The sequence below is a fragment of the Kaistia sp. 32K genome (assembly GCF_016629525.1).
Classification (GTDB): Bacteria; Pseudomonadota; Alphaproteobacteria; order Rhizobiales; family Kaistiaceae; genus Kaistia.
On the sequence record NZ_AP024269.1, the window covers coordinates 4,373,118 to 4,388,442 of the forward strand.

Sequence of the window (15,325 nt, forward strand, 5' to 3'; positions counted from 1 at the left end):
CATCTGATGAAGTTCCTGACTGCCGCCGCGATTGCGACCCTCGCTTTCGTCCAGCCTGCCCTCGCGCGCGACGTCACCGTCGACGTCACCGCCATCGTCGAGCATCCGGCGCTGGACGCGGTTCGTGACGGCGTCAAGGACGCGCTCGGCGAGGCCGGCTTCAAGGTCGGCGAGAACCTGACCTTCAATTACGAGTCGGCGCAGGGCAATCCCGGCACCGCCGCGCAGATCGCCCGCCAGTTCATCGGCAACGGCCCGGACGTGATCGTGCCGATCTCGACGCCGTCGGCCCAGGCCGTCGTCTCCGGCACGCGCGACATCCCGGTCGTCTTCTCGGCCGTCACCGACCCGGTCGGCGCCCAGCTCGTCAAGCAGCTGCAGAAGCCGGGCGGCAACGTCACCGGCCTTTCGGATCTCTCGCCGGTCGCCGATCACGTCGCGCTGATCAAGGAAATCCTGCCGTCGGTGAAGACCATCGGCGTGCTGTTCAACCCCGGCGAGACCAACTCGGTCACGCTGGTCGAGCTCCTGAAGAAGTTCGGCGCTGAGCAGGGCATCGCCGTGATCGAGTCGCCCGCCACCCGCTCGTCGGAAGTGCAGAACGCCGCCCGCGCGCTCGCCGGCCGCGTCGACGCCATCTATGTGCCGACCGACAACACCATCGTCTCGGCGCTGGAATCGGCTGTCACCGTCGCCGTCGAGAGCAAGCTGCCGCTGTTCACCGCCGATACCGACTCGGTCTCGCGCGGCGCCGTCGCGGCGCTCGGCTTCAACTACTATGACGTCGGCAAGCAGACCGGCGCGATCGTCGTCCGCATCCTGAACGGCGAGAAGCCCGGCGACATCGACATCAACGTCGCCGCCGGCACCGACCTCGTGATCAATCCGGGCGCCGCCGAAAAGATCGGCCTGGAGCTGCCGAAGGCGGTCGTTGATCGCGCGACGAAGGTCATCAAGTAATCAGGAATGGCCCGGCCCAGCGCCGGGCCTTTCTTCAGGGCGGAACGACGGGCGGCAGAGATCGCCCGCGGATCCGTTGAAACGGACGAGCCCGACCCGCGCCGCGCGGGGCGGGCTCCATCGGAGAGGCCGCTTTCGTGAGCCAAATTGCCTTCCTCGGCGCGGTTGAACTCGGCCTCGTCTTCGCCTTCGTGGCGATCGGCGTCTATCTCGCCTTTCGCATCCTCGATTTCCCGGACCTGACCGTCGACGGCTCGTTCCCACTGGGTGCTGCCGTCGCCGCCGTGCTGATCATCGCCGGCTGGAACCCCTGGCTCGCCACCGCCGTCGCCATGGCGGCCGGCGCCGTCGCCGGCCTCGTCACCGCGACGCTGAACGTCAAGTTCCGCATCCTGAACCTGCTCGCCTCGATCCTGACGATGATCGCGCTGTTCTCGGTCAATCTGCGCGTCATGGGCAAGCCGAACGTCGCCCTGATCAACCAGGACACGATGCTGACGCCGTTCTACGGCCACGGCCTCTCCGAATTCTACGTGCGGCCGCTCTTCGTCGGCGTCCTCGTCATCATCGCGGTCTTCCTGGTCTGGCGCTTCCTCGCCAGCGACCTCGGCCTCGCCATGCGGGCGACCGGCGCCAACCCGCGCATGGCGCGCGCCCAGGGCGTCAACACCAGCCTGCACATCTATCTCGGCATGGCGCTCTCCAACGCGCTCGTGGCGCTCGGCGGCTCGCTGTTCGCCCAGACCAACGGCTTCGCCGATGTCACCTCGGGTGTCGGCACCATCGTCGTCGGCCTCGCGGCGGTGATCATCGGCGAGACGCTGTTCCACTCGCGCCTGATCATCTGGGCGCTGATCGGCTGCGTCGTCGGCTCCGTGCTCTACCGCATCGCCATCCAGCTGGCGCTCTCCAGCGACGTGCTGGGCCTCAAGGCGTCAGACCTCAACCTCGTCACCGCCGTCCTCGTCGCCGCAGCCCTCGTGCTGCCGCGCCTTCGCCGCGGGAGGGCCGCGGCATGATCGAGCTTTCCAACCTCTCCGTCGTCTTCGGACGCGGCACGCCGCTCGAGAAGCAGGCGCTCTCCGGCCTCGATCTCAAGATCGAGACGGGCTCCTTCGTCACCGTGATCGGCTCGAACGGCGCCGGCAAGTCGACCATGCTCGGCGTGCTCGCCGGCGACGTCATACCGACGGCCGGCCGCGTCGTCATCGGTGGCCGCGACGTCACCAAGATCGCCACCGCCGACCGCGCGAAATATGTCGCCCGCGTCTTCCAGGATCCGCTGACCGGCAGCTGCGGCGCGCTGACGATCCAGGAAAACCTGGCGCTCGCCGCCGCGCGCGGCAGCCGTCGCGGCTTCGGCCTCGCCATCGGCAGCAACCGGCGTGAAGAATTCCGCTCGCGCGTCGCCGAGCTGAAGCTCGGCCTCGAAAACCGCATGGACGACCGGATGGACCTCCTGTCCGGCGGCCAGCGCCAGGCGCTGTCGCTGGTGATGGCGACGCTCGCCCGCAGCGAGGTGCTGCTGCTCGACGAGCACACGGCGGCGCTCGATCCGGGCATGGCCGAATTCGTCATGGAGCTGACCCAGTCGCTGGTCGAGAAGCACAAGCTGACGACGCTGATGGTCACCCATTCGATGCGCCAGGCGCTCGACTACGGCACCCGCACCGTCATGCTGCATGGCGGCAAGGTGATCCTCGACGTCGTCGGCGAGAGCCGCAAGAATTTGACGATCGAGGACCTGATCGAGATGTTCCGCAAGGCGCGCGGCGGCGAAACCCTCGACGACGACGCCCTACTGGTGAGCTGATCTTGCGGGGCACAGTCATTTTCACCTCTCCCTGAGGGAGAGGTCGACGGCCGCAGGCCGGCGGGTGAGGGTTTACGGCCTCACCCGATAGTTCCCTAAACCCTCACCCGGAGCTGCGCTCCGACCTCTCCCTCAGGGAGAGGTGAAAGCCAGATTCCACTCCGTCGGCGGCTAGAATCCGGCGATGAGATCAGCGGCCCGCCCCGTCCCTGCCGGCCTCGCCGACGCAGCGAAGGCCGAGGCCGGCGCCGATGCCCCAGAACAGCGAGCTGCAGTTCCGGCAGGTTCCGCAACCGCTCGGTGCTGTGGAAGCCGGTCTGTTCGTCGTGCTGGCCATGCCGAAAATCTCCACTCAACGCCATACGACGATGATCGACCGATTGAGCGGGACTTCCAAGAAATGGAATTCCGGACGTCGCTCGCTCCCTTAGAACAAGCGACGCCCTGAACAGCCGAACGCGTTACGCCGGCACCGCCGCGAACGCCTCCGGCTTGACCGGGCCGCCCGTCTCGATCGACTTGTAGGCCGCCTCGACCAGGGCGAAGGTGCTGAGATTGTCGTGCCCGGAGGTCGCCGGCGCCGTGCCGGCGTCGAGCGAATCCAGCCAGTGGCGCTGGGTCGAGACGACGCTGTCCTGAATCAGCAGCCACGGCTCGCCGCCCCAGGAAAGCGGCTTCGGCTTGGCGATTTCGATGAAATTGCCTTCCGGCGAGGTGACGACCAGCCGGCAATCGGCCTCGACCCGGATCGAACCCTTGGTTCCCTCGAAATGGATCAGGGTCTGTGGGAAGAGGTCCGGCTCCTGGCGGCTCGCATAGCTGCCTTCGGAGACGCTGACGGCGCCATTGGCGTGGCGCATCAGCACGGTCGCCTGGTCCTCGCCCTGGATGCCTTCCTTGATCGACTGACCCAGGCAATAGACGCTCTCCGCCTCGCCCATGAAGACGCGGGCGACGTCGAGCACGTGCACGCCGATATCGAGCAGCACGAAGCGCTCGACCTCGGCGAGATAGGGCTGGCCTCGGTAGATGTCATAGCCGGTGCGGAAGGCGAACCGGCCCCAGGTCGGCTCGCCCAGCACGCCCGAGCGGGCGATCTCGGCGGCGCGCAGCAGCGGCGCCTGGAAGCGGAAATTCTCGTGCACCATCAGCGGCCGGCCCGCCTTGTCCATGGCGTCGACCAGCGCGCAGCCATCCTCCCAGTCGGGCGCCAGCGGCTTCTGCACGATGGCGGCGACGCCATGCGCGGCGCAGGCCTCGACCAGTTTGCGGTGCGACGGCGCCGTCGTGACGATGTCGACGAAATCCGGCTTCTCCTCCGCCAGCATGCGCTCGAAATCGTCATAGAACGCCGGAATGCCGAAATCCGCCGCAGCCTGCTCCGCCTTCGCCCGATCCACGTCGCAGACGGCGACGATGCGGGCGCGATCGCCGAGCTCCCGCCACGCATTCAGGTGATTGCGCGCGAAGAACCCGCACCCGACCAGGGCGCCCCTGCGTATCGTCATAGTCTCTCTCCCTCGATTGTCGTTCCGGCCGATATGGCCGGTTGGCATGGCGGCGGTTCATCACCGCCATGCGCCTCCCGATTGCGATCCGAGCAGGCGCGCGCCGCGCCTGTCAAGCGGTCGAAGCCTAGAGACCGAAGGTAACGAGGCCCTGCGCGTCGATCGCGAAGCCCGGGTTCCAGGCAATCTCCCAGACATGGTCATCGGGATCGGCGACATAGCCGCGGAGGCCGCCATGCGGCGGCGCATCGGCGGCCCGCAGCATCGTGCCGCCGGCGGCGGCGAGCCGGTCGATCAGCAGCTGGACAGCCTCCTGGCTCCCAACGTTGTGGGCGAGCGTGAAGGCGCCCGGCCGGCGCAGCCCGTCGCGCTGCAGATCGGCTTCCATTGCCGCCTGAAGCCAGGTTCCAAGCACGAAGCCGTTCATCTGGTAGAAAACGATCTCGTGGTTCTCGAATATCGGCGTCCAGCCGAAGCCGTCACGATAGAACGTCTTCGAGCGCCCGAGATCGGCGATGCCGAGCGTGATGACCGAAAGCTGCTGTTGCATGTTCCCATTCCCTTTCGTTCGCCCCGGCACCGTGCCGGAGCGTTGAAAGTCTTGGGACTCGGCGCTGAAACGCGTTCCATGCGCCGGACAGGACCCGTTTCCGGGGACCGGGCCAACCGCACCGGCCTTTCCTTTTTCGACGGACCGAGGCTATCGCGGCGCCCCGGTCCGTTCAAGACCGCAGACTGGGCTCAGTCGCGGAACAGGTCGAGCGAGAACTGCTTCGACAGGCCGACGCCGACGGTGAACTGGTTCTCGTTGCCGGCCGTCGCCACGATCGGCGAATTCCGCGCGTCGCCGACGAAGCGCTCGTAGCCGGCATTGGCATTCAGGAACCAGGTCGGCTTGAACTCGTAGCGCGCCGACGCCTTGAGGCCGACCGAATAGAGGCCGCCGCCGGCGTCAAAGGCGTCGAGATGCCCGCCGCTGGCGACGCTCTCGCCCGGCGTCACCGAGAAATAGGTGCCCATGTAGTCGCTGGAAGCGAGATTGGCGCGTGGCCCCAATCGAAGCTCCAGAGTCTTGATCGGCCGGGCGATGACGTCGGCGCCGACGGTGCCGACCACGCCGCTCGCCTCGCCGAAGGCGCCGCGCACCTCGCCGATCACTTCGGCGCCATAGACGGGATCGAAATTGAACTCGTAGGCGGCCTTGATGCCCGCCTCATAGGTCGGATCGAGCTTGCGGGTGCCCGCAAGGCCCGGCTCGTCGCCCGGATCGCGCTTGCCGATGACGCGGAAGGACGGCCCGATGGTGAAGGCCGTCTTCGGTCCGCCGCCGAGCTCAAACAGGCCGGGCAGGCGCAGATAGGACATCGAGACGATCGGATAGGGCGCGAAGAGCAGGTCCCGCGCGCCGGGATAGCGCGGCTGCACCTGGCCGCCGACACCGAGCTCGATGACGAGGTCGACGCCGTCGTTCCGCTTGGGAGCGGCGGAATCGGCGGCTATCGCGGAAGAGACAGCGAGGGGCAGGACGAGGGAGCCAGCCAATGCGCTGGCAGCCAGATTTCGAATCAAGACAGGGGTACTCCGGAACGCGCAATCGACAACGCAGCCGGGACGACAACAACCTCCCCGCGCGCTTGGTTAACCAGATATCACGGCCGTTGCTGAAGATTGCGTTACGAAATACGTCGGCCGCCGCCCGAGCCCGGCGCCGCGCGCCGGCGACGAAAAGCACCCCTCCGCCGCGCCAAAGGGGCGGAAAAGGTACCGCTGCGCTGCAGCCAAGCATTCGTTAAATAAAGAAACGAATCGATCACGAAGAAAATTGTCAGATGCCGTAGCGTTGGCTAAGATCCAACCCTCGCGTCTGAACCCTAAGGGGATAGAAATGCTTGGTTCGTCAAAAGGCGCCGGCTTTCGATTTATGGGGCTCGTCTTCGTCGCGGCGACCTCCCTCGCCACAAACATGATTTCCGCCCGGGCGCAGGAGCAGCCCGCCGCGCAGGCGCCGCCGCCGGCGGACGCCGCGGCGCCCGCCGCGACCGCGCCGGCAGCGGCCACGCCCGCGCCGGCCGATTCCACCGCGCAGCAGGCGACGGACGACGCCTTTACGCAGGAGGAGCTCAGAAAGCTGCTGGCGCCCTTCGCGCTCTATCCCGACGCGCTGCTGGCGCAGCTCCTGCCGGCATGCGCCTATCCCGTCGACATCGTCCAGGCGTCGCGCTGGATCGACAAGAACAAGTCGGCCGTCGCCAAGGGCGACTTTTCCGGCGCCGACACGCAAAACTGGGATCCGACGGTCAAGGCTCTCGTCCGCTTTCCCGACATCATCGCCAAGCTGAACGCCGACCTCGACATGACGACCGACCTCGGCGACGCCTTCGTCAACCAGCCGGACGATGTCGCGACGGTGATCCAGGACCTGCGCCGCGAGGCGCAGAAGGCCGGATCGCTCAAGACCAACAAGCAGCAGAAGGTCACGGTCCAGGACCAGGGCGGCACCAGCTATGTCGCCATCGAGCCGGCGGATCCCGGCGTGATCTACGTGCCGACCTATGATCCCCAGACCGTCTATTACGACACCGGCGACGCCTACGCGGCCGGCATCATCGGCTTCGGCGCCGGCATCGCCGTCGGCATCGCCATCGACAATGTCTGGGACTGGGGCCGCGGCTGGGTCTATCCGCCGCGCTGGCCGGGATACCCCGGATATGGCGGCGGCAACATCAACATCGGCAATGACATCAACATCGGCAATGGCGACCGGATCGACATCGGCGGCGGCACGCGGCCGTGGCGGCCGGATGGCGACCGCTACCGTCCGGGTCAAGGGACCAAGCCGAATATCGGCAACCGGCCCGGCGCACCGGGCGCCGGCAACCGTCCGGGCGCCGGCAACCGGCCAAACGCAGGGAACCGGCCCGGCGTCGAGCGGCCGAATGCGGGCAACCGGCCGGAGATCGGCGATCGGCCCAACGCCGGCAACCGCCCGAACGCGGGCAATCGTCCGACAGCCGGGAACCGACCCGCGACCGCCAACAAAGGCCAGAAACCCGGCGGCGGCGCCAAGAAGGCGGCGGCGAAACGCCCCGCGAAGGACACCGCCTTCAGCAATTCCAAGATGGGCGGCAAGGGATCCAAGGCGGTCTCGAACCGCGGCGCGCAGAGCCGGCAATCGGTGTCCAGGCCCTCCGGCGGACGCCCCCCGCAGATGAACCGGGGTGGAGGACGTCCGCAGCAGATGTATCACGGCGGCGGCGGACGACCCCAGATGGGACGCGGCGGTGGCGGCGGCGGACGGCAGATGCACCGCGGCGGCGGTGGTGGTGGCGGACGCGGCGGACGGCGCTGAGGAGAGCAAACATGCACAAGATCACCGCATCCAGGATCACCGCATCCGTGCTCGGCGTCCTGCTCGCGAGCAGCCTCGCCTCCTTCGCTCTCCCGGCCGGGGCACAGGAAGTGTTCCCCTCGCCGGAAGCCGCATCGACGGCGCTGGTCGACGCGGCAAAGGCCCCGAAAGAGGGCACGCTCGACAAGATCTTCGGTCCCGGCGGCAAGGACCTGATCGCCTCCGGCGATCCGGACGTCGACAGCGAGCGGCTGGCCGACTTTCTGGAGCTGGCGAGCAAGGGCAACAGCGTCATCGACGGCCAGAACGGCGAGAAGATCCTCGTCTACGGCACCGACCAATGGCCGTTCCCGATCCCGCTCAGGCCGAGCGGCACCGGCTGGGCCTTCGACATCAAGCTCGGCAAGCAGCAGATCACCGATCTGACCATCGGCCAGAACGAGCTCGTGGCGATCGGCGCCTGCGAAGACTATGTCGCCGCGCAGAACGAATATTTCCGGACGCTGCATGACGACGAACCGGTGCAGCAGTTCGCCCGCAAGCTCGTCAGCACCGAGGGCCGGCATGACGGCCTCTATTGGGAACCGGCGACGCCGACCGACCACAGCCCGCTCGGCGACCGGATCGTGGCGGCGGCGGTCCGCACCAGCGACGACCCGACGGCGCCGCGCTCCTATCACGGCTATCGTTATCATATCCTGACCCGCCAGGGCCCCGACGCGCCGGGCGGCGCCTATGACTATCTGGTCAACGGCCGCCTGCTCGCCGGCTTCGCGCTCCTCGCCTATCCGGAGAAGTGGGGCGAGACCGGCATCATGACCTTCCTCTGCGACCAGCGCGGCAATGTCTACGAGCGCAATCTCGGCCCGTCGACCGACACCGTCGCGCCGGTGGTCCGGCGCTTCAATCCCGGTCCCGACTGGGATCCCGTCCAGCCGTGAACGCGGCAGCGGTCGGGCGCCATCGAGGCGCCCGACGGCCCCGAGGGCGTTCCCGCCGCCATTCAGCGAGAAATTTGCCCCTGAGTGGCGGGCCGGCCGGCAACCGGACGGGCGCTCGCAGCCCGACGAGGAACCCGCATGAAGTCGCCTGGACGTCGCATCGACATATCGCCCCTGGGGTTCCTCAAGGCGACATTGCTCGGCGGCCTGCTGTTCCTCCTGCCCGTGGCGCTGCTCTCGATCGCCTTTCGCCATGCCATGACGCTGGGCCAGAAGCTGGCCGAGCCGATATCGAAGCTCGTGCCCGAAACGGTCATTCCGCGCGGCTTCGGCCTCATCCCGCTGCTGACGATCCTGATCCTGGCGCTCTTCTGCCTCGCGGCGGGCCTGTTCGCGCGGACCCGAACGGGCCGGCAGCTGCGCGATTGGCTGGAAACCTCGCTATTCGGGGGCCTGCCGCAATATCGGCTGATGAAGAGCATGGCCGAGGGCCTCGCCCATGTCGAAGGCTCCGAGGGGATGACACCGGTGCTGGTCAAGGTCGAGGAAGGCTGGCAGATCGGCTACCGGCTCGAACCGCTCGAAGGGGGCTGGCTGGCAGTATTCCTGCCGCAGGCGCCGACGCCGATGTCCGGCAACATCCTCTACATGCCGGCCGAATGCGTGCGCCCGCTCGACCTGACCATGGTGCAGGCGCTGCAGATCGTGAAGAACATGGGCGTCGGCTCGGCCCCTGCCCTGCGCGGGATCGACCTCGGCCCCGCCCCGGCCGAACCGAAGCTCTAGGGTCCGACGCCGCAGCGCCTAGGTTTCGGAAGGCTCGAGGGATTCGGCCAAAAGGCTCAGCGTGTTGCGCAGCGAGGTATCGAGATGCTCGCGCATGGCCTCCATCGCCCGCTGCTCGTCCTTGGCGGCGAGCGCCGTCAGGATCGCCTGGTGCTGGGCGATGGTCGTCGCGCCCGAGCCGGGTCGCGGCAGCGCCAGATACCGCCCGCGATCCATCTGCGCCTTGGAGATATCGACCGCCCGCCACAGCATCGAGAAATGGTTGACCTCGGCGATCGAGCGATGAAAATCGTCGTCGAGACGGATGGCGTCGGTGTAGCGCTTGCGGCCGATGGCGGTCTGGTGCTGGCCGATGATGTCCTCGAGCGCCTCGATATGGCGCGCGGTGATCTTCGACGCCGCGCGGCGCACGCTCTCGACCTCGAGCGCGCTGCGGATCACATAGGCCTCCTCGAGCGCATCGCGCGAGATCGTCGCGACGAACGTCCCCGTCTGCGCATAGACATTGATCAGGCCCTCGTCGCTCAGGCGCTTGACCGCCTCGCGGACAGGCGTGCGCGAGACGCCGAGCTGCTCGGCGATCTCGACCTCGTTGACCGACTGGCCCGGACGCAGCTGTCCGATGACGATCAGCGTGCGGATGACCTGGTAGATCTGGTCGCGCAGAGGCGACTTGCGATCCAGGTTGACCAGTTGCAACTGCAGTAACGCCGCTTCGGCCACCCGCTGACACCCTTCTCGCGGGAACCGCCCGCATCCCGTGACGCGGGCCGGCTCCGCCCCGGCGCGCCGTGCTCGGCACGCCCCTTACGTCACTGTTATAATAGTATCCCAGATCCCCGCAAGCCGGCCCCTCTCGGAGGCCGGGATCCTATGGCATCCGCATTTCTGAGGTGTACCTCAAGAAACCGATCCTTATCAAGGATATGGGTGAGAAAACCCTACCGTGACGGTCATGAATCAGAATCTCCGGCCTGACGTCCAACTTGGCGTTGAAGCCGACTTGACACGTTACACTAATATAACAGACAGTGCCGTTGCGTTCCGGTCAACCGAGGTAGCGGCCGGAGCGCGCTGGGGAGGCGATCTCGCGACGTGGCGACAACCGGAACGGAGTCCGCATGGACTGCCGGCGGGAGCGTGCGCCTGAAAAGAACGCGTCGCCGCGCCGGCATGCAGGAGGGACCCGTTGCCAGGAGCCGGCGGGCCCGAGAGGGAGGAAGAACACGTGGCGGATCAGAACAACTTTCCAAAGCTGCACAACGCGGCATGGCCCGGCGTCGTCGGCAAGGGCGGGGAAGGTGGCGAGCCCATCATTCCATTGGACACGCTGCTGGAGCTGACCGCCAAGGCGGAAGTCGATGGACAGAAGTTCGACGGCATCGATCTGTGGCTCGCCGATCCGCATCTCTCGATCGACAGTGACCGCGACCAAGTCAAGCGCATGGTCGACCATATCGCGGGCTACGGCCTGAAGGTCGGTTCCTTCGTGGCGCCGATCTGGGCGGGCGCCGGCGGCGGCTCGGCCATGGGTTCGGCCGACGAGCGCAAGCGCTTCGTCTCGCAGGTGCGCAAGGCGGCTCAGATCGGCGAGCAGATGCGCGAGCTCGGCATCCGCCCGACCGGTGGCATCCGCATCGATTCCTCGACCGGCGTCGGCGACTGGGACAAGGACCCGGCCGGCAATACCAAGATCATCGCCGAGACGTTCCGCGAGGCCGGCAAGGCGGCGCAGGACCATGGCGAGTTCCTCGTCGCCGAAGGCGAGATCTGCTGGGGCGGCATGCAGTCCTGGCGCGAGAATGTCCGCCTGCTCGAAGAGGTCGGCCTGCCCGGAATCGTCGGCTACCAGGCCGACATGGCGCATTCGATGCTGTTCACGCTCGGCTACAACGCCGAGAGGGATCGCCTGCTGCCCGAGGGCTATGACTGGCAGGACCGCTCCGTCCTCGACGCGGCCTACAAGAAGGTCGCCGACGCGCTCCGCCCCTGGACCTACGATTTCCACGTCGCCCAGAACGACGGCACCGTCTTCGGCTCGGGCGACCACGAGAAGACCGGCCGCCACGTCCAGGTCACCGACCCGAACGGCAAGCTCGATGTCACCAAGCATGCCGGCTACTGGCTGCGCGACGACAGCGGCAACCCGACCCGCAAGATGCGCCACATCGCCTGGGACGGCTGCATGTTCCCGAACTCCGTGATGACGGCGCAGCAGACCTGGAACGACGTTCTGGGCGCGATGATCAAGGTGCGCGACGCCCATGGCTGGCGCGAATAACGGTTCCGGGGATCCTTCGAAAATGACCAAGAAAAAACTCAATATCGGCCTGGTCGGCGCCGGCTTCATGGGCCGCACCCATTCCAACGCCTTCCGTCAGGTCGGCCAGTTCTTCAAGAACGACTACGAGCCCGTCCTGAAGGCAATCGCGACGCGCAACGCCAAGGGCGCCGCCGATTTCGCCCAGAACTGGGGCTATGAGAGCTCCGAGAGCGACTGGCGCAAGCTGATCGAGCGGAAAGATATCGACCTGATCGATATTGCCAGCCCGAACGACACCCATGCCGAGATCGCCATCGCGGCGGCAGAGGCCGGCAAGATGGTGATGTGCGAGAAGCCGCTCGGCCGCAACGCCGCCGAGGCCGAGAAGATGGTCGCCGCCGTCGAGGCGGCCGGCGTCGCCAACATGGTCTGGTACAATTATCGCCGCGTGCCGGCGGTGACGCTCGCCAAGCAGATGATCGACGAGGGCCGGCTCGGCCGCATCTTCCATTATCGCGCCAAATTCCTGCAGGACTGGACGATCTCGGCCGACGTGCCGCAGGGCGGCATGGGCACTTGGCGTCTTGACGCCAGCGTCGCCGGCAGCGGCGTCACCGGCGACCTGCTCGCCCACTGCATCGACACCGCGCTCTGGCTGAACGGCGGCATCGACAGCGTGACGGCGGCGACCGAGACCTTCGTCAAGCAGCGCTCGCATGCCGTCAGCGGCAAGGTCGAAGAGGTCAAGATCGACGACGCCAGCGCCTTCCTCGCCCGCTTCGGCAACGGCTCACTCGCAACCTTCGAGGCGACCCGCTACGCCCGTGGCCACAAGGCGCTCTACACGCTGGAGATCAACGGCGAGAAGGGTTCGATTGCCTGGGACCTGCACGATCTGCACCGGCTGCAGTTCTTCGACCATGGCGACGACGGCCATCTGCGCGGCTGGCGCACGATCCACATCACCGATGGCGACCACCCCTATATGAGCCATTGGTGGGTGCCGGGGCTGCAGATCGGCTACGAGCATTCCTTCATCCATCAGGCCGCCGATTTCCTGTCCGGCCTCGCTTCGGACAAGCCGGCCGCGCCGACCTTCCGCGATGCGCTCCGGACTGACTACGTCACCGACGCGGTGCTGGCCTCGGCCAAATCCGGCCGCTGGGAAACGGTCAAGGGCTGAGCGGCGATGAACTCCGCAACACCCCTCGCCATCCAGGTGCAGTCCGTGACCAAGAGCTTTCTCGGTCAGCGGGCGCTGGATGATATCGACTTCGAGGTCGCGCGCGGCGAGGTGCACGGGCTGGTCGGCAAGAACGGCGCCGGCAAGTCCACCTTCATGAAGATCCTGTCGGGCGCCCAGCCGCCCGACAGCGGCCAGATCATCGTCGGCGGCAAGGCCTTCACCGCGCTCAACCCGGCCGAAGGGCGCGCCGCCGGCATCGCGATCGTCTACCAGAATCCCGAGTTGCATCTCGACCTGACGGTCGCGGCGAACATTTTTCTCGGCGCGGAGCCGCGCAAGGCTTTCGGCATCATCGACGAGAAGGCGATGTCGCGGCAGGCGGCGGAGCTGCTCGCCCGGCTCGGCCTCAACCTGCCCGTAGACAAGCGCCTCGGCGATTTCGACATCGCCGACCGCCAGCAGGTGGCGATCGCCAAGGCGGTGCGCGAGAAGGCGCATGTCCTGCTGCTCGACGAGCCGACGGCCGCGCTCAACAAGGCGCAGGCGGAGTTCCTGTTCAACCTGATCCGCGACCTCGCCAAGCAGGGCATGGCCATCGTCTACGTGTCGCATCACCTCGACGAGGTGCTGGAGATCTCCGACCGCATCACGGTTCTGAGGAACGGCCGCAAGGTCGCCGTCGTCGAGGGCCGGAGCGCCGACAAGGACGGCCTGATCTCGATGATCGTCGGCCGTACGCTCGACGCGGTCGAGACGCACCGGAGCGAGCGGCCGAAGGCGGATCCGTTCCTGGTGCTCGATGCCGTCTCCAGCGACGGCGGCCTCGACGACGTGTCGCTGACCGTCGCCAAGGGCGAGATCATCGGCCTGACCGGGCTGATCGGCGGCGGCGCCAATGCGCTGGCGGCCGTCATCGGCGGGCTCGACCATCGCCATGTCGCGGGCAACATGACCCTCAACGGCCAGCCCTATGCGCCCCGAGCCGTCCGCGAGGCAATTGCCCGCGGCGTGCTGTTCATTCCCGAGGACATGCGCGGACGCGGCCTCGTGATGAGCCTCTCCATCGCCAAGAACATCTCGCTCGCCGCGCTCAAATCGCTGTCGAAACTGGGCTGGCTCAAGCTGGCAAAGGAGACGGGCGTCGCGACGGAGATGTCGGAGCGGCTGGACCTCAACCCGCGCGCGCCCAGCCGCGAGGTGCGGTTCCTGAGCGGCGGCAACCAGCGCAAGGCGCTGCTCGGCCGCGCGATCTTCGCCGATGGCGAGCTCTTCGTGCTGGAGGAGCCTACCCAGGGCGTCGACGTCGAATCGCAGCGGCAGATCCATGACCATCTGCGCAGCCTCGCGGCCAAGGGCGCGACCGTCGTTTTCGTTTCCACCGACCTCGAGGAACTGATCGCGCTCGCCGATCGGATCCTCGTCCTGCGCGGCGGCCGGATCGAACAGCAGCTGTCTCCCGACGGCCTCGATCCGCAGCAATTGCTCGCGGCCATCCAGACTCAAAGCACCCGGAGCCTGAACTGATGTCTTCTCCCGCCGCCACCGCCGCCGCGTCGGCAAGCCGCAAGCCAGGCGGTCTCCGGACGCTCGACATCGGCCGCTACACGCTGCTGATCGTGCTCCTGCTGATCGTCGTGATCACCGCCATCGGCAACCCGCGCTTCCTGTCCGTCAACAACCTGATGAACATCCTGTTCCAGGTGTCGGCGCTGGGCATCGTCGCCTCCGGCCAGACCATCCTCTTGATCGCCGGCGGCCTCGATCTCTCGGTCGGCGCGGCGCTCTCGGTCGCGGGCCTGGCGACGGCGCTCACCATCATGTCGACGGGATCGGTGACGCTCGGCATCCTGGCCGGCGTGGTGGCCGGCACGGTCGTCGGCGCCATCAACGGCATGCTGGTCGCCACCAATCGAGCCACGCCCTTCATCATCACGCTCGGCACGATGACGTTCCTGCAGGGCGTCGCGATCCTGATGTCGGGCGGCAGCCCGATCAACGGCACAGGCGCGCTGTTCAACGTGTTCGGCCTCGGCGATTTCCTCGGCGTGCCGTGGCCGGTCTACGCCATGATCGTCTCGATCCTCGCGATGTTTCTGATCCTGCGCTTCACCACCCTCGGCCGCTATGCCTTCGCCATCGGCGGCAACGAGGAGGCGGCGCGGCTCTCGGGCATCCCGGTCCGGCGCATCAAGATCGCCCTCTATGCCCTGAGCGGCCTGTTCGTCGGCGTCGCTGGCGTCATCCTGACGGGCATCCTCGACTCGGGCCTGCCCAGCATGGGCACCGGCTACGAGCTCCGCGCCATCGCGGCAGTCGTCATCGGCGGCACGCCGCTGATCGGCGGGCGCGGATCCGTCATCGGAACCCTCGGCGGCGTCCTGCTGCTGGGCCTGGTGAGCAACAGCATGAACCTTCTCGGCGTCGGCGCGAACTTCCAGAGCGCCGTGCTGGGATTGATCATAACGGCGGCCGTGCTTCTGCAGAAAAAGAGCTGACCGACACGCCGCTCCAAGGACTAC

At 67.2% G+C, this 15,325-nt stretch carries 15 protein-coding genes; 11 read left to right on the forward strand and 4 right to left on the reverse strand.

Going from position 1 to position 15,325, the window contains the following annotated elements:
* Positions 1-6 precede the first annotated feature (6 nt).
* The 4 genes from K32_RS20220 to K32_RS20235 all read left to right on the forward strand — a co-directional run bounded on the left by K32_RS20220 (position 7) and on the right by K32_RS20235 (position 3,204).
* Positions 7-960, forward strand: a complete 954-nt coding sequence (locus K32_RS20220; RefSeq protein ID WP_201401235.1) for an ABC transporter substrate-binding protein — start codon at positions 7-9, stop codon at positions 958-960.
* A 137-nt stretch (positions 961-1,097) separates the two neighbouring features.
* On the forward strand, positions 1,098-1,979 hold the full coding sequence (locus tag K32_RS20225; RefSeq protein WP_201401236.1) for an ABC transporter permease: 882 nt from the start codon (positions 1,098-1,100) through the stop codon (positions 1,977-1,979).
* Positions 1,976-2,773, forward strand: coding sequence for an ABC transporter ATP-binding protein (locus K32_RS20230; protein ID WP_201401237.1), 798 nt, complete (start codon positions 1,976-1,978; stop codon positions 2,771-2,773). Before K32_RS20225 ends, K32_RS20230 begins: the two co-directional genes overlap by 4 nt.
* A gap of 251 nt (positions 2,774-3,024) precedes the next feature.
* On the forward strand, positions 3,025-3,204 hold the full coding sequence (locus K32_RS20235) for a hypothetical protein (protein ID WP_201401238.1): 180 nt from the start codon (positions 3,025-3,027) through the stop codon (positions 3,202-3,204).
* A gap of 30 nt (positions 3,205-3,234) precedes the next feature.
* Here the strand turns inward: K32_RS20235 and K32_RS20240 are convergent, their stop codons facing one another.
* From K32_RS20240 to K32_RS20250, 3 genes are all read right to left on the reverse strand, one after another.
* Complete coding sequence (locus K32_RS20240; protein WP_201401239.1) at positions 3,235-4,281, reverse strand: Gfo/Idh/MocA family protein; 1,047 nt, start codon at positions 4,279-4,281, stop codon at positions 3,235-3,237.
* A gap of 127 nt (positions 4,282-4,408) precedes the next feature.
* The gene (locus tag K32_RS20245; protein ID WP_201401240.1) at positions 4,409-4,831 is read right to left on the reverse strand and encodes a VOC family protein; all 423 of its coding nucleotides are present in this window, start codon (positions 4,829-4,831) and stop codon (positions 4,409-4,411) included.
* A 191-nt stretch (positions 4,832-5,022) separates the two neighbouring features.
* The gene (locus K32_RS20250) at positions 5,023-5,850 is read right to left on the reverse strand and encodes a MipA/OmpV family protein (RefSeq protein ID WP_244669643.1); all 828 of its coding nucleotides are present in this window, start codon (positions 5,848-5,850) and stop codon (positions 5,023-5,025) included.
* Between the two features lie 316 nt (positions 5,851-6,166).
* Here K32_RS20250 and K32_RS20255 point away from each other — a divergent pair, with 316 nt between their 5' ends.
* The 3 genes from K32_RS20255 to K32_RS20265 all read left to right on the forward strand — a co-directional run bounded on the left by K32_RS20255 (position 6,167) and on the right by K32_RS20265 (position 9,357).
* Positions 6,167-7,630 carry a DUF3300 domain-containing protein gene (locus tag K32_RS20255; protein ID WP_201401241.1) on the forward strand — a complete coding sequence of 488 codons (1,464 nt, stop codon included), beginning with the start codon at positions 6,167-6,169 and terminating at the stop codon, positions 7,628-7,630.
* Between the two features lie 11 nt (positions 7,631-7,641).
* Positions 7,642-8,571, forward strand: coding sequence for a DUF2950 domain-containing protein (locus tag K32_RS20260; RefSeq protein ID WP_244669645.1), 930 nt, complete (start codon positions 7,642-7,644; stop codon positions 8,569-8,571).
* A 138-nt stretch (positions 8,572-8,709) separates the two neighbouring features.
* Positions 8,710-9,357, forward strand: coding sequence for a DUF502 domain-containing protein (locus K32_RS20265; RefSeq protein ID WP_201401242.1), 648 nt, complete (start codon positions 8,710-8,712; stop codon positions 9,355-9,357).
* Positions 9,358-9,375: 18 nt separating this feature from the next.
* Here the strand turns inward: K32_RS20265 and K32_RS20270 are convergent, their stop codons facing one another.
* A complete protein-coding gene (locus K32_RS20270; protein ID WP_201404587.1) occupies positions 9,376-10,062 on the reverse strand; it encodes a GntR family transcriptional regulator in 687 nt (228 codons plus the stop codon).
* A gap of 523 nt (positions 10,063-10,585) precedes the next feature.
* Here K32_RS20270 and K32_RS20275 point away from each other — a divergent pair.
* From K32_RS20275 to K32_RS20290, 4 genes are read left to right on the forward strand one after another with little or no spacing between them, the layout of a single operon-like run.
* The gene (locus tag K32_RS20275; RefSeq protein WP_201401243.1) at positions 10,586-11,638 is read left to right on the forward strand and encodes a TIM barrel protein; all 1,053 of its coding nucleotides are present in this window, start codon (positions 10,586-10,588) and stop codon (positions 11,636-11,638) included.
* Between the two features lie 22 nt (positions 11,639-11,660).
* The gene (locus K32_RS20280) at positions 11,661-12,803 is read left to right on the forward strand and encodes a Gfo/Idh/MocA family protein (protein WP_201401244.1); all 1,143 of its coding nucleotides are present in this window, start codon (positions 11,661-11,663) and stop codon (positions 12,801-12,803) included.
* Between the two features lie 6 nt (positions 12,804-12,809).
* On the forward strand, positions 12,810-14,330 hold the full coding sequence (locus tag K32_RS20285) for a sugar ABC transporter ATP-binding protein (protein ID WP_201401245.1): 1,521 nt from the start codon (positions 12,810-12,812) through the stop codon (positions 14,328-14,330).
* Complete coding sequence (locus K32_RS20290; protein ID WP_201401246.1) at positions 14,330-15,301, forward strand: ABC transporter permease; 972 nt, start codon at positions 14,330-14,332, stop codon at positions 15,299-15,301. Before K32_RS20285 ends, K32_RS20290 begins: the two co-directional genes overlap by 1 nt.
* Positions 15,302-15,325 lie beyond the last annotated feature (24 nt).

Bases quoted from the DNA above. Each gene is read 5' to 3' on its own strand.
- K32_RS20230 (WP_201401237.1), top strand. From the start codon at position 1,976: ATGATCGAGCTTTCCAACCTCTCCGTCGTCTTCGGACGCGGCACGCCG.
- K32_RS20280 (WP_201401244.1), top strand. From the start codon at position 11,661: ATGACCAAGAAAAAACTCAATATCGGCCTGGTCGGCGCCGGCTTCATG.
- K32_RS20285 (WP_201401245.1), top strand. From the start codon at position 12,810: ATGAACTCCGCAACACCCCTCGCCATCCAGGTGCAGTCCGTGACCAAG.
- K32_RS20260 (WP_244669645.1), top strand. From the start codon at position 7,642: ATGCACAAGATCACCGCATCCAGGATCACCGCATCCGTGCTCGGCGTC.
- K32_RS20245 (WP_201401240.1), bottom strand. From the start codon at position 4,831: ATGCAACAGCAGCTTTCGGTCATCACGCTCGGCATCGCCGATCTCGGG.
- K32_RS20290 (WP_201401246.1), top strand. From the start codon at position 14,330: ATGTCTTCTCCCGCCGCCACCGCCGCCGCGTCGGCAAGCCGCAAGCCA.
- K32_RS20240 (WP_201401239.1), bottom strand. From the start codon at position 4,281: ATGACGATACGCAGGGGCGCCCTGGTCGGGTGCGGGTTCTTCGCGCGC.
- K32_RS20235 (WP_201401238.1), top strand. From the start codon at position 3,025: ATGCCCCAGAACAGCGAGCTGCAGTTCCGGCAGGTTCCGCAACCGCTC.
- K32_RS20265 (WP_201401242.1), top strand. From the start codon at position 8,710: ATGAAGTCGCCTGGACGTCGCATCGACATATCGCCCCTGGGGTTCCTC.
- K32_RS20255 (WP_201401241.1), top strand. From the start codon at position 6,167: ATGCTTGGTTCGTCAAAAGGCGCCGGCTTTCGATTTATGGGGCTCGTC.
- K32_RS20220 (WP_201401235.1), top strand. From the start codon at position 7: ATGAAGTTCCTGACTGCCGCCGCGATTGCGACCCTCGCTTTCGTCCAG.